At 65.3% G+C, this 18,043-nt stretch carries 9 protein-coding genes; 2 read left to right on the forward strand and 7 right to left on the reverse strand.

Annotated features, from left to right (window positions below; translation table 11 throughout):
- Positions 1-277 (forward strand): transposase (locus AC0969_RS11580; RefSeq protein ID WP_479624297.1); only part of this gene is annotated, 277 nt, incomplete at its 5' end.
- A 161-nt stretch (positions 278-438) separates the two neighbouring features.
- On the opposite strand, the gene AC0969_RS11585 is transcribed toward AC0969_RS11580, so the two are convergent.
- The 7 genes from AC0969_RS11585 to glnE all read right to left on the reverse strand — a co-directional run bounded on the left by AC0969_RS11585 (position 439) and on the right by glnE (position 13,784).
- Positions 439-873, reverse strand: coding sequence for an ASCH domain-containing protein (locus tag AC0969_RS11585; protein ID WP_479624298.1), 435 nt, complete (start codon positions 871-873; stop codon positions 439-441).
- Positions 873-3,032: a GNAT family N-acetyltransferase gene (locus AC0969_RS11590; RefSeq protein WP_479624299.1), complete on the reverse strand. Its 2,160-nt coding sequence runs from the start codon at positions 3,030-3,032 to the stop codon at positions 873-875. Before AC0969_RS11590 ends, AC0969_RS11585 begins: the two co-directional genes overlap by 1 nt.
- A gap of 227 nt (positions 3,033-3,259) precedes the next feature.
- Positions 3,260-6,376 carry an efflux RND transporter permease subunit gene (locus AC0969_RS11595; protein ID WP_479624300.1) on the reverse strand — a complete coding sequence of 1,039 codons (3,117 nt, stop codon included), beginning with the start codon at positions 6,374-6,376 and terminating at the stop codon, positions 3,260-3,262.
- Between the two features lie 170 nt (positions 6,377-6,546).
- Positions 6,547-7,689: an efflux RND transporter periplasmic adaptor subunit gene (locus tag AC0969_RS11600; RefSeq protein WP_479624301.1), complete on the reverse strand. Its 1,143-nt coding sequence runs from the start codon at positions 7,687-7,689 to the stop codon at positions 6,547-6,549.
- 169 nt (positions 7,690-7,858) lie between these two features.
- A complete protein-coding gene (locus tag AC0969_RS11605) occupies positions 7,859-9,250 on the reverse strand; it encodes an efflux transporter outer membrane subunit (RefSeq protein ID WP_479624302.1) in 1,392 nt (463 codons plus the stop codon).
- 43 nt (positions 9,251-9,293) lie between these two features.
- Complete coding sequence (locus AC0969_RS11610; RefSeq protein ID WP_479624303.1) at positions 9,294-10,865, reverse strand: sensor domain-containing diguanylate cyclase; 1,572 nt, start codon at positions 10,863-10,865, stop codon at positions 9,294-9,296.
- 183 nt (positions 10,866-11,048) lie between these two features.
- Positions 11,049-13,784, reverse strand: coding sequence for a bifunctional [glutamate--ammonia ligase]-adenylyl-L-tyrosine phosphorylase/[glutamate--ammonia-ligase] adenylyltransferase (gene glnE / locus AC0969_RS11615; RefSeq protein ID WP_479624431.1), 2,736 nt, complete (start codon positions 13,782-13,784; stop codon positions 11,049-11,051).
- A gap of 64 nt (positions 13,785-13,848) precedes the next feature.
- Between glnE and AC0969_RS11620 the strand changes: the two genes are divergently transcribed.
- A complete protein-coding gene (locus tag AC0969_RS11620) occupies positions 13,849-17,973 on the forward strand; it encodes a YhdP family protein (protein ID WP_479624304.1) in 4,125 nt (1,374 codons plus the stop codon).
- The last annotated feature ends 70 nt before the right edge of the window (positions 17,974-18,043 follow it).

Raw genomic sequence — 18,043 nt, forward strand, 5'->3', positions numbered from 1 at the left:
GTTGATCCGTGGCAAAGCGCCTAAAGCTTGCGACTTTACTAACCAACGCAGCCGCCGAGGCGGCGTGGTCGATGAGGGGATTCGCAGCAAGAATCGCAACAAATCCAAGATACGCGCTCGGGTGGAGCACGTCTTTGGCGTGGTCAAGAAGCTGTGGGGCTTTACCAAAGTGCGTTACCGGGGACTGGAGAAGAACGCGACGCGGGCATTCACGGCGCTGGCACTGGCCAACATCTACCTGGGGCGCAAGGAGCTGTTGGCACAGGTGCGTCCATAAGGGCGCAAAGTGGGCCAAAAGGCCCGTAAACCGTGCCCAACGGGGTTAGAGAACGGGGCGTTTTGGCCGGATTCGGTGGTTTCTGGGTTTCAGCACCTCGACAACGCGTTTTGAACGGCCTTGTTCAGCGTTGCCTTAAGCCTCGCTGGCTGGAGGTGGCGTCACAGCCCCATGGAAAGGTGCAGCTTGATCGATGAATCTGTCTTGAGCCGACAGTAGAACTGCGGCGGATGGAAGCCCGGCATTGCTGCCCGGAGGGAATCAAGCGTGACTGGCTTCTTCAGCTTCTTTGAGCCAGATAGAGACATCGCCGATGCCACTACTACCCCGTCAAAGTAGCTCATGAATTCGGACTTGCTGAGACCTGAGACGGGTCCATACTTTCGCCATACGGAACTCGGCGCAGCCGCGTAGGTCGTTCCTACTGTCGCAAAGCCAACCACTGCTCCTACAGGCTTTTTGACGTAAAGCCAAACGGTCGAGCCAGGTTCAACATGCATGGTTCTGCGTCTGAGCTCTACTCGCTTCGTACCAGCGAGTATGTTGGCTGCATGGCGTTCGTCAAGTGAAATGAGCACATGCTCGGTCGGTTGCATCAAAGGCCTTTATCTAGGATTGCCTGAACTGTCTCAGAAGACAGTCGTTGGCTAGTAATAAGTTGGTGAGCTTCGCCACACTTCATGCTTTTTAGCTCGCGCAATGGAACAGGTTTTGGCAAGCGCAGCACATTGTCGAACACAGTGATGGTCTTGGTCTTAGAGACCCCGATGCTTGAGAGTTGGCTGCTGTCCAACACGGAGGGGGCCAAGTCGACGGCCTGCATTGCAGACTCGTCACGAAGGTAGGCTCGCAGTACACGTCCTACTGCGATGACGGCACCAGCGCCCTTATTCTTCACCGGTTCATAGAAAAAAATTAGATCACCGCGAGCAAAGTTCTTTAATGTTTTCTTGTCACTCAAGTAATGTCGCAAGGGGGCGAGCTGGGCCTTTCCCCGAGGAAGGAAGGTGGCCTGCGGCGAGTCAGCTAAGAGGTGCTCTTCAAATTGCTTACGGATGGGGACCATTACGCCCTTTCGCCCAGGTAAACACAGGAGCATTGGGGCCAGCAGGGACTCTAGCTTGAACAGAGGGACTAGGACTTTTTGACCATCTGGTCGAATGAGGGGAATTTGCTGATCTACATGTCGGAACGTGGGTGGCACATCGGGCAAACCGATCTTACCCACTGTGGCCAGAGAGTCGCGGGCAGCGATCCAGTTCCTTTCGGTTAAACGCGCCTTGGCAACGATTTTCTGCAGTTCGTTTGACGATGACGGGGATGCCACATAGCCGAACGTGGCTGCGACTTCCCGAAGCGAGGCTTGACGCTGTGGACAGCTCAACCTTACACGGCCTACGTCCCCTTGCTTCACCATGCTCAGAATGTGCTGGAGCAGGGACTGCGCAATTTCATGAGCGTCCTGCTGGTTTTCGGCGACTGCAACATAGGCTCGAATCTCAAGACCTCGAATGTTTGCCGGCAATACTAAGTAACCCGCAACCACGCCGTTGCTTCGAGCTACATGTCGAACACAGGCTGAGCTGCCAGCGTCGGTTGCCGCCCATTCGTTGACCTGGGTTGCCGTGTCGATGCCTAGGGCAGTTAGCAGTCCCCGAATGGCTACTGTGTCGGCACCCGATGCAGCTTGCACTTCAATGATGTCGGCGCTATGCGCTTCGTGAATTACTGGATCCGCCATGTGATCTGATTCGACTTGAAATAGCTCTGGCGATATGGCATCCACGCCGAACCGCCGCCTGAGCTCGGGCGCTCGATCAAGAATTCGTCTGTCGCTCGTGATGAGACCTGGAAGACCATGGTGAATGGCGGTTGCTAGATGCATCAAGTCAGACCAGTCGTTATCCGACAAGGAATTGGTGGCATGGTGCTCGGGAAACACAAGCGCGGCAAGTAGCGGAGATAGGCGCGCCCACTGCTCCTCTGGTGCCGTTGAGAATTTCGGGAGAGTTCCCGCGAAAGAGAGCATTGGGTCCGTCTTGCCGTTGTGGGCGGTACGGTTCAACTCCGTCTCTATCTCGCTGCTGACAGCCAGCGAGCAGGCCTGCATTCTTTCTGCCCTAAAGACACTCATAGCCAGTTCGTGTCGAGGTCGACGAGGCCCCAGGTCAAACAGAACGTTCAAATCCAGCAGATAGAGCGGCTTTGCCGCGCCTTCCACGGCAACTAGGCCGAGTGGATCGGCGGCGCTGATTCCGCTGGAAGCAAAGAGTTGAGGCGTGTCTAGCTCATGGGCTCGAACCACAATCATGCGGTTACGGCTGACCCCACCCATTGCGACCCGTTGCGCGTAGAACCCCTGCGCCTCCCAGAACCTGTTGGCATCCTTTAGGTCTTCAGCGACTCGGGCATGAATTGAAATGAATTGCCCTTCGGTAAGCATGCCCTTAATAGCGATCAGAAGCGATCGCCCGATGTTCTGACCCCGATGCGTTTTGGGCACATAAATCTGCCGCACATGGGCCTTGGGAAAGCGAAGGTCGAACAGCAGGTGCCCCGCGTAGACCTCGCCAGCGTTTCCCGGTGCTAGGGCAACAAACAACTGTGCCTTGCGACAGAAGTCTGCGTAAACGCTGCGCGAGAGGAAGCCAAGGGCATCCCTGTCGCTGTCTGCCGCCTGAACCACCTCGGCCAAGAATTCCGAGACGGAGCTTGGCTCCGTGAGTACCCGAATCGGGTCTCCGTTGGTAGTCATAACTCACCTTGATTGGTTTTTAACAACTGTAACGGCTAGGGCAATCAAGGCTCTAGGTGAAAAGAGGTCGGCGCGTTTGGCTCAAGTGGCCCGGCTTGATCTGGTGTCCGTTACGTAGCGAGCAACCCTGTGTTGAGACTGCCTCCTTAAAACTTGGTATGCCGCTTCAATATACACAGGCTGGAAAAATGCCGCTAGCGCCCACTCATAGGCGCTAGTAGCTCTTATTACGATAGCGATTCTGCCTGCGGTGCCGGGGGCAGCTGGGCGGGCCCTGGGGCCGGTTTCCCCCGCAACTTCCCCCCCATCCGCCGAAACCAGTGCTCCAGATCGTCAATATAGGTAAACACCGCAGGCACCACCAGCAAACTCAGCACGGTAGACGTGATCAGCCCCCCAATCACCGCCACCGACATCGGGCTACGGAAACTGCTGTCCGCCGCGCCCCAGCCCAGCGCAATCGGTAGCATGCCCGCACCCATGGCAAGCGTCGTCATGATGATGGGGCGGGCGCGTTTGTGGCAGGCGTCCAGCAGGGCTTCGACACGGGTCATGCCATGGTCGCGCCGGGCCACGATGGCGTACTCCACCAGCAGGATCGAGTTTTTAGTGGCGATACCCATCAGCATGATCAGGCCGATCAGTGACGGCATGGAGAAGCTTTTGTCGGCAATCAGCAGGCCCACAAAGGCCCCGCCCAGCGACAGGGGGAGTGCGCACAGAATCGTCACGGGGTGCAAGAAGTCTTTGAACAGCAGCACCAGCACGATGTAGATGCACAGCACGCCCGTCAGCATGGCCAGGCCGAAGCTGGCAAACAGCTCGCCCATCACCTCGGCGTCACCAATTTCCACCACCTGCACACCGGGCGGCAACTGCTGCATGGCGGGCAGCTTGTGCACCAGGGCGGTCACGTCGCCCAGCGGCAGGCCGGACAGCTCGATCTCGAAGTTGACGTTGCGGGTGCGGTCGTAGCGGCTGATGACGGCCGGGCCGCCGTTGGTCTCCAGCGTGGCCACCTGGCCCAGCATCACCGGCCCCTTGCTACCGGGCACGGCCAGGCGCTCCAGCACGCCCAAGTCTTTGCGGGCTGCGTCATCGAGCTTGACGACGATGGGCACCTGGCGCTGCGACAGGTTCAGCTTGGGCAGTGCAATGTCGTAGTCACCCACGGTGGCGATGCGCAGCGTTTCGCCGATGGCGGCGCTGGTCACGCCCAGGTCGGCGGCACGGGCAAAGTCGGGCCGCACCGCGATTTCCGGGCGGATCAGGCTGGCGCTGGAGGCGACGCTGCCCAGGCCGGGCACGGTGCGCAGGTCTTTTTCTACCGCCAGCGCGGCGGCTTGCAGGGCGACCGGGTCAACGCCGGTCAGCACCAGCACGTATTTCTCGCCCGAGCCGCCCAGGCCCACTTTGCTGCGCACGCCGGGCAGCGGCTCCAGCGCAGTGCGGATGGCGTTTTCAATGCCTTGCTTGCGCGGCCGCTCACCGCGCGGGCTGAGCTGGATGGTGAGGGTGGCCTTGCGGGCTTCTGCCGCCCCGGCGGGGGCAAACGGGTCGCCGCCCGCACTACCGCCGCCGATAGTGGTGTAGATGCTGTGGACGTGCGCCACCTGGGCGATCAGGGTGCGGGCTTGCTCGGCGGCCACTTTGGTCTGCGCCAGGGTGGAGCCGGGCGGTAGCTCGATATAGGCCTGGGTTTGCGAGTTGTCGTCGGGCGGGATGAAGCCGGTGGGCAGCAGCGGAATCAGCGCGATGGAGCCGATAAAAAACACAGTGGCGCCCAGCATGGTGAGAGCCCGGTGCTTCAGGCACCACGCCGCCCAGCGCATATAGACGCGCATCCAGCCGGCATCTTTTTCGGCCCCGACGATGGGCTTCAAGATGTAGGCCGCCATCATCGGCGTGAGCACCCGCGCCACGATGAGCGAAGCCACCACCGCCAGCGCGGCGGTCCAGCCGAATTGCTTGAAGAACTTGCCGGCAATTCCGCTCATAAAAGCGGTGGGCAAAAACACCGCCACCAGGGTGAAAGTGGTGGCCACCACGGCCAGGCCGATCTCGTCGGCCGCCTCCATTGCCGCCTGGTAGGGGGTTTTGCCCATGCGCAGGTGGCGGACGATGTTTTCCACCTCCACAATCGCGTCGTCCACCAAGATGCCCACCACCAGGGACAACGCCAGCAGCGTGATTACGTTGACCGAAAAGCCCAGCATCTGCATGCCGATGAAGGCCGGAATCACCGACAGCGGCAGCGCCACCGCCGACACAAAGGTGGCCCGCCAGTCGCGCAAAAACAGCCACACCACGGCCACCGCCAAAATTGCGCCCTCGTACAGCAGGTGCATGGAGCCGGTGTACTCCTCTTCCACCGGGGCCACGAAGTTGAAGGACTCGGTGAGCTCCATGTCGGGGTGTTGCAGCTTCATTTCGACCAGTGCTTTTTGCACCGCCGCGCCCACCGCCACCTCGCTCTCGCCCCGGCTGCGCGACACCTCAAAACCGACCACCGGCTGGCCGTTGAGCAGCGCGGCAGAGCGTTGCTCGGCAGTGGTGTCGCGCACCGTAGCCACCTGGTCCAGGCGGATGCGGCGGCCATCGCTCAGCGCCAGCTGCAAAGCCCCCAGCTCCTGGGCCGACTGCACGGTGGCCAGGGTGCGCACGGGTTGCTCGCCCACGCCGATGTCGGTGCGGCCGCCCGCGCTGTCGAGCTGCACCAGGCGCAACTGGCGCGAGATGTCGGCAGCGGTGGCGCCCAGCGCTTGCAGCTTCAACGGGTCGAGCGCCACCTGCACCTCGCGGGTCACGCCGCCCACACGGGTTACGGCCCCCACGCCGCGCACCGCCAGCAGCTTGCGGGTGATGTCGTTATCGACAAACCACGACAGCGCCTCGGCATCCAGCTTGTTGGATTGGATGGTGAAGGCCAGCACCGGCTGGGCCGCCATGTCCATCTTGGTGACGATGGGGTCGCGCACATCGCCGGGCAGGTCGCTGCGCACCCGGGCTACGGCGGAGCGCACATCGTCTACCGCCTCCTGCACCGGCTTTTCCAGTCGGAACTCGGCCGTCACGGTAACGCTGCCGTCACTCACCGAGGTGTAGATGTGCTTCAGGCCCTGCACGGTGGCGAGGGCGTTCTCCAGCTTGCGGGCCACCTCGGTTTCCAGCTGGGCCGGGGCCGCGCCGGGCAGGCTGGCGGACACGGTGACCGTGGGCAGGTCGATGTCGGGGAAGTTCTGCACCTTCATGGCGTTGAAGGACAGCAGCCCGGCAAACGTCAGCAGCACAAACAGCATCACCGCCGGAATCGGGTTTTTGATGGACCAGGAGGAAACGTTCATGGCCGCGCACCCTCCGACGGGAAGGGCAGGACATCCGGCCCCCACCCCAGCCCTCCCCCGGGGGGGGAGGGGGTGAAGCGGAGCCCGGCATGACCCCCTCCCTTTTCGGGGGAGGGTTGGGGTGGGGGCGGGCAGCCGTCAACGATTTTCAGATACAACATATTTGCTCTTTATTTGCTAGCTGCTTGCGCAGGTGCCACTTGCACTGGAGGCACATTTGGCTTGAAATCCTGCACCACGCGCACCAAGTCGCCGTCGTTCAAAAAGCCCGCGCCCGAGGCCACCAGCCGGGCATCGGCGGCCAGGGTGCTGGTGACTTCCAGTTGGTCGCCCTGCTGCCGCCCGGTTTGCACTTTGACCCGGGTGACGCGGTTGTCCTTGCCCACCAGGTACACGTAGCTGAAGGCATCACGCACCACCACGGCGGTTTGCGGCACGGTCAATGCAGTCGTCTGGCCCAGCGCGAAGGCGCCGCTGGCAAACATGCCGGGCTTGAGATTCGACGCTGGCAGATCCACATACACCAGCCCCATGCGGGTTTGCGGGTCTACCGTGGGGGCCACCATGCGTACCTTGCCCTGCACCGGCGTGCCCTGGGCGGTGCGCACCTGGGCCGTGGTGCCGACCTTGATGCGTTCCAGCTCGGCGGCGGTGACCTCGGCCCGCCACTCCAGCCGCCCCCCGCGCACCATGCGGAACAGCTCGGTGCCGCTGCCCAGCACCGCGCCCACGGTGGCGCTGCGGGCGCTGATGGTGCCGCTGTCGGGGGCCAGCACCTGGGTGTGGCGCAAGCGCTGCTGCTGCACCACCAGCGTGGCGCGGGCGGCGGCCACGCGGGCCTTGGCGACCAGCTCGGTGGTTTGGTACTGGGTGATTTGCTGCTCGCTCAAGGCCCCGGTGGCTTGCAGCGTGCGGGCGCGGGCGGCGTTCCCGCTGGCATCCTGGGCGTTGGCCTCGGCCTCCAGCAGATTCGCCTGGGCCTGGGCCACATCGGCCTGCACGCTCTCGGCCGCAAAAGTGGCCAGCACCTGGCCCACCCGCACCACATCGCCTACGTTGGCACGCACCTCTAGCAGGCGCAGGCCGCTGGCCTCGCTGCCGATGCTGGCCTCTTGCCAGGCGGCCACGTTGCCGTTGGCGCTGAGCCGCACCGCCCACGGGCTGCGCTGCGGCTGCACGGTGGTGACGGTGAGCGCGGGCTTGGGCGCGGTGGTCTTAGCCTCGTCCGCCGCCACAGAATTTATAGAAAAAAGGCCGCCAGCGCATATGGTGATTGCGGAAGCAGCTACGAAAGATATAGCGTTTCGTTTCATGGAATGGAGTCCGAATAAGTTAAAGCTTGGCGGCGATGGAGCCTTGCAGACCCCCACCCCAACCCTCCCCCGGGAGGGGAGGGAGTCATGCGGGGCCCGGTGTTGCTCCCTCCCTCTTCGGGGGAGGGTTGGGGTGGGGGCGGGCAGCCATCAACAGTGTGTGCATACGTTAAGTGGCATCGGGGCTGGTCCAGCCGCCACCCACGGCGCGGTACAGGGCGACCCAAGCCAGCAGACCTTCGCGCTGCAAGGCGATGGCATTGGTGTCGGCGGCCAGGGCGGTGCGGCGCGCGTCTTCCAGTTCGGGCAGGCTGGCCAGACCTGCGCGGTAGCGGGCCTGGGTGGCGGCAAAGGCGGCCTGGTAGCCCTGGGCGGCCACCTGGGTGTCGGCGTTGCGGTCATCGGCGCTGCGCAGGTTGACCAGGGCTTCTTCCACCTCGCGCACCGCCTGGCGCACCTTGGCGCGGTACACGGCCACCGCCTCGGTGTAGCGGGCCTGGGCGGCCTCCACGTCTGCGTTGCGCCGCCCGCCGTCGAACAGGGGCACCGACAGCGCCAGCGGCCCGATAGACCAGGTGCCGAAGTTCTCGCTGCTGCCGCCCGCCCGGTAGGCCATGCCGCCGATGGAGCCGTTCAAGGTCAGCCGGGGATAGCGCTGGCCCTGGGCGTTGCCCACGTCGAAGCTGGCCGCCGCCACATCGCGCTCGGCGCTGAAGATGTCGGGCCGCTGGGCCAACGCCTGCGCGGGGATGGATGCTATGGAAAACAGAGCTATCTGCGCAGGTGGCATATGCGCTAAGGCCAGTTTTTGTGCAATATCTGCTTCGGGCAGGCCGGTCAGGGCGACCATCGCTTTCATATAGACATCGCACTGCGCCAGCTGCTGCACCACGCGGTTGTTGGCCTCGGCGGCACTGGCGCGGGCCAGCGCGTCCACCGCCGGGGCGGTAAACCCGGCGCGGGTGCTTAAGCCCGAGAGGCGCGCCGTCTCCTGGCGCGACTTGGCATCTTCCCCCGCCAGCCCGCGCAGCAGGGCGCAGGCCCGCACGGTGACGTACTGGCTGGCCACCTCGGCGGCCACGGCCACCCGTGCGTCGTGCCACTGGGCCTGGGCCCCCTGTTGGCGCGCCTGGGCGGCGTTGGCGGCGGCGCGGTTGCGACCAAACAGGTCGATTTCCCACGCCGCCTGCAAGCCGCCCTGCGCGGTGCTGGCAATGGGTACGCCGGGCTGCGACAGGCCCCGGCTGGCGCTGGCCGATGCATCCAGCGTGGGCCCCAGCGCCGCGCCCGCCCCCACCGCCGTGGCCCGCGCCTGGGCAATGCGTGCCCCGGCCGTGGCTACCGTGGGGCTGGCCTCCTGCGCGGCGGCAATCAACGCCACCAGCAGCGGATCGTCCAGCCGCTGCCACCAGTCCGCCAAGGCCCCCAGTTGCCCGTGGTGCGGCAGCGGAGCCGTCCATTGCGCGGCGGCTTGGGCGGGCACGGTGGTGGGCGGCGGCGTGGTGGCGCAGGCGGCCAGCCAGAGGGCTGTACCGACCAGGGTCCATCGGAGATATTTCATGCGGGTTTTTCCTTGCGCGGATGGGATGCTGCGGTGGCAGGGCTTATAGCTCGGGAAAATGCGGATAGCGCTGGTGGTGGACGCGGTTGCGCCCGCTGCGCTTGGCGGTGTACAGCGCCCCATCGGCTTGCAGCAGTAAGCCTTTGGCGTCGCCTTGGTGGTCCGAGCCCCAGGTGGCGATACCGATGCTGGCGGTGATATAGGGGGCGGTTGGGGAGTTGCCATGGACTATGGCCAAACCGTGGAGTATTTGCCGAAATTTTTCGGCTACGGCGATGGCACCAGCGGCATCGGTCTCTGGCAGCAGCAACGCGAATTCCTCGCCCCCAATGCGGGCGGGCAAATCCTGCTGTCGGCAGAGATTTTTCAGCAAGATGCCGATTTTTTGCAAGGCGATATCACCCATGGGGTGGCCGTAGAGATCGTTGTAGCGTTTGAAATGGTCTACATCCAGCACCAACAAGGAAAGCGGCGCCGGGCGCCGGGCCAGGCGAATGGACTCGTAGGCCAGGCGCTCGTCGAACTGCCGACGGTTGGCAATGCTGGTCAGCGCATCGGTGCTGGACAGGGTTTCCAGGGCATCCACTTGGCTGCTGAGTACCCGCAGCAGCGCATTCACGCCCTGGGTGAGGGCACCAATCTCGTCGGGCCGTGTGTACGTTAGCGCGCTGTCCCAACGCCGCGAGGCCGTGATTGACGCCAGATCGGCGTGCAAGTGGCGAATTGGCCTTACCAGCCACACATGGACGGTAATCAGCAGCACCAGCCCGGTGACCAAAGCGATTACCGCCAATTGCACGGCGACATTGGTCACGATGCGCTCGGCCTGCGCCGCCAGGCTGCGCTCGTGCCGCATTTGCAACGATGCCAGGGATTTGCCTTCTACATCTTGCAACGGGTAGTTCAAGGTGATGGACTTGGGGTCGTAGCGTGCTGTGAGGTTGCGGCTGGAAAGATGCTTGAACGGGGGGAGCTCCCAGGTTTCCGCGTCCTCCGCTGGACCCGCCGCCGGTGCGCTGCTGGTGGGCTCAATAGAGAAAGGTATTCCGGCGTTTTGGGCAATGGCGGTGAACGCGTTGTTGTTTAGCTCTCGTGCCATCACAACGATGCCGACCGGCGCACCCTGTCCATCGCTTTGAACAATAGGGGTCCAACACACGGCTGATAACAATTTTTGCATCTGCACCAATCCGCATTGGGCGGTCTGGGCTGCTACCGGTTTGCCCGCCCAGACGCGCTGGAGCAATGGCAGCAAATCCTCTTGGCGGGGTTGCACCCCCGTGCTCATCGTGCGCACGCCCCAGCCAGCGGCTTGCCCTTTGCGGTCAACAAACAGGATGGCGTTGAGGTTGGAAGTCAACATCGCCGCAGGGCCGATATTGCTGCGTTCAAATGCCTTGTTGGGCCGCTGCATATGGTCGTACAGATCGTCCCAGAAAGCCCAGTCCCGGTTGAGCACGTTGAGCCCGGACAATTGCTCGTCAAAGCCGCTTACCACCCGTTTGGCACCGTCCTGAACGTAGCGTTTTTCGAAAGTGTCAAAGGCTGGCAACAGGCTGCGGTTGATGGCCACCAGCCCCAAGCTGCCCATGAAGCCAAACACCACCGCAAACATAAGCACTATCTTTGGGCCAATCCCCAAACTTGCCAGCGGCCGCTGCTTCAACGGTTTCATGGCATTAAATTAAGTGCAGTCATAGCCTAAAGCTTACCGCTGTAACTGCCGACCTGTGGAATTGCAAAAAAACCACAACGTCGCCGGGTGTCCGCCGGGTATTCCGCTTTTGGGGGGGCCGCTCTAGTCAAATACCGCCCCCCACAGCGCCAGCACCGCCTCGCGCTCCTTTTGCAGCAGCGGGGGCACTACCTGGGTCGGCATTTCGTTCAGCCGGGCCTGGTGCTGGGCCTTGCGCAGTTCGCGGTAGGCGTTGGCCGCTGCTTCGCCCACGCCCGGGGGCAGCAGGCCGCAGGCCTCGGCGCGTTGCAGCAGGGCGATGTTGCCCACGTTGTCTTGCAGCGTGGGGTGTTGGGCGGCGTGGGCCAGCACCAGGTATTGCACGGCAAATTCCGCGTCCACCATCGCGCCGGTGCTGTGTTTCACGTCGAAAGCATCCCCGCGCACCGGGTGGGCAGCGCGCACCTTGTTGCGCATGGCGACGATTTCGGCTTGCAGGGCGGGCAGGTCGCGCGGGGCGGTGATGACGGCTTGGCGGATGCTGTCAAAGCGCTGGCGCATGGTGTCGGGGCCCAGCACGCAGCGGGCCCGGGTCATGGCCTGGTGCTCCCAGGTCCAGGCGGTGTTGCTGCCCCGGCCTTCCTGGTAGCTGGCGTAGGCGTTCAGGGTGGTGGCCAGCATGCCGGAGTTGCCGTTGGGCCGCAGGGCGGTGTCGATCTCGAACAGGTCGCCCTCAGAAGTTTTGACGCTCAGCCAGTTGATGAGTTTGCGCACCAGCTGGGCGTAGACCTCGGGGGCGCGTTCGTCTTCGTCTTCATAGACGAAAACAATGTCCAGATCGCTGCCGTAGCCCAGCTCTTTACCGCCCAGTTTGCCGTAGCCGATGACGGCAAAACGCGGTTCGTCCAGGTGGTGGCTGGACAGGCGCTGCCAGCACCAGCGGGCGGTAACGCGCAGCACCACTTCGGCCAGGGCGCTGAGGTCATCGGCCACCTGCTCGACGCTGATGCGGCCTTCCACGTCGCGTGCCAGGGTGCGGAACAGTTCGGCATGGTGGGCGCGGCGCAGCAGGTTGAGCAGGGTTTCTTCGTCGTCTTCTTGGGTGATGCGCAGCGAGGTGCGGCGGGCTTCCAGCTCGGCCTCTAGCGCGGCGGGGTCGAAGCGCTCGGCCAGCATGGTCTCGGCGGCCAGCTCGTCGATCACGCCGGGGTGTGTTTGCAGGTAGCGGGCGGGCCATTTGGCGGCGGCCAGCAGGCGCAGCAGGCGCTGGTGGACGGACGGGCGCTCCAGCAGCAGGGCCAGGTAGCTTTCGCGGCGCAGCAGGGGTTCGATCCAGTCCATCCAGCGCAGCACGCCATCCAGGCTGGTGCGGCCCTCCCCCAGCCAGCCCACGGTGCGCTGCACCAGCCGCGACAGCCGGGCCAGGGACACATCGCGCAGGGCCAGCACGCGGGGGTGGGTGGACCAGCGCAGCAGGCGCGACTTGAGGGGCTCGTCCATCGCCTCGGCCAGGGTGGCCAGGTCGGGCGCCCCCAACAGGTCGCTCGACGCGTTTTTAGCGCCTTTGCCGTTGCAGCCCTTGCATTCTTTTTTGCCGCCCAGCAGGGTGTCGAACTCTTGCGCCACCCGCTCGCGGTGGGTGTCCAGCTCGGTCAGGAACGGGCAGCAATTGGGGTAGCCCATGCTGTGGGCGATCCAGGCCAGGTCGGCGTCTGTGGTGGGCAGCACATGGGTTTGCTGGTCGTCCAGGTACTGGATGCGGTGCTCTACCTGGCGCAAAAAAGTGTAGGCGCGGGCCAGGGCCTCGGCGGTGGTCTGGGGCATCAGCCCGGCGTGGGCCAGGCGTTGCAGCGCGTCCAGCGTGGGGCGGGTGCGCAGCTCGGGGAACTGGCCGCCGCGCACCACTTGCAGCAGTTGCACGGTGAATTCAATCTCGCGGATGCCGCCACGCGACAGCTTGACATCGTTGGCCCGCTCGGGGCGGCCCGCGCTGCGCTTGGCGGCATGGTCGCGGATCTGCTGGTGCAGGTGGCGCAGCGCGTCGAACACGCCGTAATCCAGGTAGCGGCGGAACACAAACGGCAGTACCACGCTGCGCAGGGCGCTGGCGTCCGAGATGCAGCTGCGCGGGGCCACTACCCGGCTTTTGAGCCAGGCAAAGCGCTCCCATTCGCGGCCCTGCTCTTGCAGGTAGTTTTCCAATGCGTCCAGCGACACGGCCACCGGGCCGGAGTTGCCGTGCGGGCGCAGCGCCAGATCGACGCGGAACACAAAGCCGTGTTCGGTGGTGTCGCCCACCAGCGCGTAGATGATTTTGACGGCCTTGCAGAAGTATTCGTGGTTGCTGGTGCGGCCCCGGCCCTCGGGCATGTCAGCCTGGCCCACGGTGTCGCCGTCATGGTTGTAGACGTAGATCAGGTCGATGTCGCTGGACACATTCAGCTCGCGCGCGCCCAGCTTGCCCATGCCCACCACCCACATCTGGGCGCGGCTGCCGTCCGGGGCCAGGGGGGCGCCGTGCTGGCTGTCGAGTTGCGCAAAGGCGTGGCTGCAGGCGGCATCGAGGGCGATTTCGGCCAGCGCGGTGACGGCGTGGGTTACTACCTCTAGCGGGACTTGCGCATCGCAGTCCAGCACCACCAGGCGCTCCATCACCAGTTGGCGCAGGCTGCGCAGGGCGGCACCGGTGTCCAGCCCGGTGGCGCGCAGGGTGGCCAGGGTGGCCTCCATACTGGCGCGCACCGGTGGGCCGGGGGGCAGCAGGGCGAGCTGGTCGGCATAGCGGCGGCGCAGGCGCTGCACAAAACGCGAGTGGCCCGACAGGGGCAAAGTGGGGGGCGGGCTACTTAACAAAGCAATACCGTAAAGGAGGCGGCTGGCCGTGGGAGCTGCGGGTGTGGGAGTGATAATTCTGCTTGCATCCATGTGTCCAATGACTGACTCCACGCCTATTTCCAGTACCCCACCCACACGCTTGCTTCGACTGGCGGCCACCGCCGCATCCTGGTGCCTAGGCTTGGTCGTAGCGGCGTGGCTGGTGCTGGCCTTGGCCTGGGGGGGCTTACACGGCTGGATTGTGCCGCGAATTGGCGAATTTCGCCCGTGGGTGGAGGTGCAGGCCAGCAAGGCGCTGGGCATACCCCTGCGCATAGGCGCTATCTCGGCCACATCGGCACACTGGATTCCGACTTTTGAGCTGCGCGATGTAACCCTGCTGGATGCCCAAGGCCGCCCCGCCCTGCGCCTGCCCCACGTGGTGGCTACGCTGTCGCCCCGGGCGCTGCTGCGGCGGGGCTTTGAGCAGCTGGTGGTCGAGCAGCCCGAGCTGGACATCCGCCGCAGCGCCGACGGCAAAATCTTCATCGCCGGGCTGGATTTTTCGCCCACCAACAGCAGCGACGGCAAAGCCCTGGACTGGCTGTTTGCCCAAGCCGAGCTGGTGGTGCGCGGCGGCACCGTGCGCTGGACCGATGCACAGCGCGCCGCCCCCCCGCTGGCGCTGAGCAGGGTGGATTTTGTGATGCGCAACCAGGGCTTGGGCCATAGCCTGCGGCTGGACGCATCGCCCCCGGCCGACTGGGGCGACCGCTTCAGTCTGGTAGCACAGCTTCGCCAGCCGCTACTGAGCACCCGCCGGGGCCGGTGGCAAGACTGGGACGGCCCGGTCTACGCCAGCCTGCCCCGGGTGGATGTATCGCAGCTGCGGCAATATGCCAATGTGGCCGATGTGGGCTTTGACGTCGCACAGGGCGTGGGGGCGCTGCGGCTGTGGGCCGACATCCGGCACGGGCAGGTCACCGGGGGCACGGCCGATGTGGCCCTGGCCGATGCCCGCGTCACCCTGGCCCCTGGCTTGCAGCCGCTGGCACTGCAATCGCTGCACGGGCGCCTGACCGGCAAGCAGCAGGCGGGCAGCACCGAACTGGCCACCGAGGGTCTGCAATTCAGCACCGCCGAGGGCCTGGTGTGGCCGGGCGGCAATGTGGCGCTGCGCACCCAGGATGCCACCCCTAAAGCCCCCGCCCAAGGCCAGCTGCGCGCCGACCGGCTGGACCTGGCCGTGTTGGCCCGCATGGCCGCCAGCCTGCCGCTGGGCCCGGTCACTGCTGCGGTGCGGGAGGCCTTGGCCCCCCTGGGGCTGGTGGCGCATTTTGACCCACATTGGCGGGGGCCGGGGGACCCCCCCCCCCTGTGGAGTGCCATGGGTCGCGTCCGGGGGCTGCCAGTGGCGCCGGCCCCCCCCCACGCGCCCAGTGCCACCAACCGCGCCCCGCTGGGCCGCCCCGGCGTGCGCGGCATGGCGCTGGACTTCGACATGACCCAGGCCGGGGGCAAGGCAGAGGTGCGCATGGCCCAGGGCGCGCTGGACCTGCCCGGCCTGTTTGAGGAGCCGGTGGTGCCCATCACCAGCCTTGCGGCCACCGTGGTCTGGCAGCAGCAGGGGGGCGCGTTGGCGGTGCAGGCCAGCGATGTGCGCTTTGCCAATGCCGATACCGAAGGCACGGCGCAAGTAAAGTGGCAGCACAGCGACCCGGCCCGCTCCAGCAGCCACGCGCGCATCCCCGGCGTGCTGGACCTGCAAGGCCAGCTGAGCCGGGGCAATGCGGCGCGGGTCCACCGCTATCTGCCGCTGGAGCTGGATGCCGAGGTGCGCCACTATGTGCGCGACGCGGTGCGGGCGGGTGCGCTGTCCAAGGTGAAGTTTCGGGTCAAGGGCGATTTGTACGACTTTCCGTTCAATCTGCCGGTCAAAAACGCCCCGCAAGGCGAGTTTCGGCTGTCGGCCGAGGTGCGCGATGCCAGCTACGCCTTTGTGCCACCCAGCCTGCGCCCGGCCGAGGCCTTGCAATGGCCTGCGCTGGAGCAGCTCTCGGGGGAACTGGTGATCGACAAAGCCAGCTTGCAGATCAACCGCGCTACGGCCCGCATGGGGGCCAACTTCCAGATCACCCAGGCCGAGGCCACCATTGCCGACCTCAACCGCAGCGTGGTGGTGTTCAAAGGGCAGGGGCGCGGCCCCTTGACCGAGATGCTGGCCACCGTGGCCCGTTCGCCGCTGGCCAGCGCCACCGACCATGCGCTCGACCACGCCAGCGGCACCGGGGTGGCCGACCTGCGGCTGCGCTTGCAGTTGCCCATCGACAGCATCGACAAAAGCAAGGTCCAGGGCAGTCTGACCCTGGCCGGTAACGACGTGCAGCTTGGCCCCGACCGGCCCCCGCTGGGCAAGGTCCAGGGGGTGGTGAACTTCACCGAATCCGGCTTCACCGTGGCCGGTGCCCAGGGGCGGCTACTGGGGGGCGACGCGAAGATCGACGGCGGCATGTCGGCTGCCGGTCTGCAATTGCGCGTGCAGGGCGTGGCCAGCGCCGAGGGGCTGCGCCAGGCCAGCATGCTGGGCGTGGCATCGCGCGTGGCCCCGTACGCCAGTGGCAGCGCCGCCTACAGCGCCGTGCTGGGGCTGCGCCAGGGCGTGACCGAAATCAACGTCACCAGCAACCTGAAGGGCTTGGCGCTGGCCTTGCCCGCACCGCTGGCCAAAGCCGCCGATGCGGTGTTGCCGCTGCGTTTCACCCAGGCGCTGCTGCCGGGCACGGGCGGGCCGCTGCGCGACAGCCTGGCGCTGGAGCTGGGGACGGCGGGGGCGCTGGCTTCGGTGGCGTACATCCGGGATCTTTCCGGCCCCGAGCCACGGGTGCTGCGCGGCACGCTGGCTGTGGGCCTGCAGCCCGGCGAGTCGCTGGCCATGCCCGCCGAGGGCGTAGCGGCCAATCTCCATGTGGACAGCGTCAACGCCGATGCCTGGGAGGCCGTGCTGACCAAAATCAGCGGCCCCGCAGGCCCGGCATCGACCGCCAGCAGTGGCTACACGCCCACCACCCTGGCGGTGCAGGCCAAAGCCTTGACGCTGGGCGGCCGCACCCTGCACCAGCTGGTGCTGGGGGCCTCGCACTTTGCCACCACCTGGCGCGCCAACCTGGACGCCCAGGAGCTGAATGGCTATGTGGAATACCGCCAGCCCCTGGACACCAGCCCCGGCCGGGTCTATGCCCGGCTGACCCGGCTGACCCTGGCCCCGAGCAACGCCACCGAGGTTGAAAGCCTGCTGGACGCGGCACCCGACACCGTGCCCGCGCTCGACATCGTGGTGGACGCACTGGAGCTGAAGGGCAAAAAACTGGGCCGGGTGGAGGTGGATGCGGTCAACCGGGGTGGCGGTAGTAGCGCAGGAGCAGAGGCCGGGGTGCGCGAATGGCGGCTCAACAAGCTCAGCATTACCAACCCCGACATGCAGCTCAACGCCACCGGCAATTGGGTGGCTATGGGGGCGGCCCTGGGCAGCCAAAGTGCCGGGCAGGCCGTGCGCAGCGCGCCCCGGCGTACCGCGCTGAACTTTCAGCTCGACATCACGGATGCCGGGCAACTGCTCACCCGGCTGGGCATGCCCGGCGTGATCCGGCGCGGCAAGGGGCAGATGGCGGGGCAGATCAGCTGGGTCGGTTCGCCGCTGGCGCTGGACACGCCCACGCTGGGCGGGCAGTTCCACCTGGCCATCGAGAGCGGCCAGTTCCTAAAGGCCGACCCCGGCCTGACCAAGCTGCTGGGGGTGCTAAACCTGCAAGCCCTGCCGCGCCGCCTGGTACTGGATTTTCGGGATCTGTTCAGCGACGGTTTTGCGTTTGATGCAATACGCGGCGATGTGCGGGTGGCGCAAGGCACTGCCTTTACCAACAACCTGCAAATGAAGGGCGTGAACGCCGCCGTGATGATGGAAGGCCATGCCGACATTGGCCGTGAAACCCAGGATCTGCGGGTGCTGGTGGTGCCTGAGATCAACGCCGGTACGGCCTCGTTGGTAGCAGCGGCGATCAACCCGGTGGTGGGGCTGGGCACATTTTTGGCGCAATGGTTTTTAAGCCGCCCCCTGAGCGAAGCGGCGACCCAGCAGTTCCACATTGACGGCACCTGGGCCGACCCCAAAATCACCAAGGTGCCACGCAAGCTGCTGGATGCCAAAGCCCCCAGCAAACCGGAGCCCATGCCGTGAACCTCGCCGCTTTCGCCCAGATTTCTAGCAGCCGGTTGGCGCACCGCGTTCTGTGAGCGCCGTGCTGTCG

It is taken from the genome of Rhodoferax sp. LB1P47, assembly GCF_056521445.1.

Coding starts and splice junctions, on each gene's coding strand:
- AC0969_RS11590 (WP_479624299.1), bottom strand. CDS start 3,032: ATGACTACCAACGGAGACCCGATTCGGGTACTCACGGAGCCAAGCTCC.
- AC0969_RS11585 (WP_479624298.1), bottom strand. CDS start 873: ATGCAACCGACCGAGCATGTGCTCATTTCACTTGACGAACGCCATGCA.
- AC0969_RS11610 (WP_479624303.1), bottom strand. CDS start 10,865: ATGTTTGCGGTGGTGTTTGGCTTCATGGGCAGCTTGGGGCTGGTGGCC.
- AC0969_RS11605 (WP_479624302.1), bottom strand. CDS start 9,250: ATGAAATATCTCCGATGGACCCTGGTCGGTACAGCCCTCTGGCTGGCC.
- AC0969_RS11595 (WP_479624300.1), bottom strand. CDS start 6,376: ATGAACGTTTCCTCCTGGTCCATCAAAAACCCGATTCCGGCGGTGATG.
- AC0969_RS11600 (WP_479624301.1), bottom strand. CDS start 7,689: ATGAAACGAAACGCTATATCTTTCGTAGCTGCTTCCGCAATCACCATA.
- AC0969_RS11620 (WP_479624304.1), top strand. CDS start 13,849: ATGTGTCCAATGACTGACTCCACGCCTATTTCCAGTACCCCACCCACA.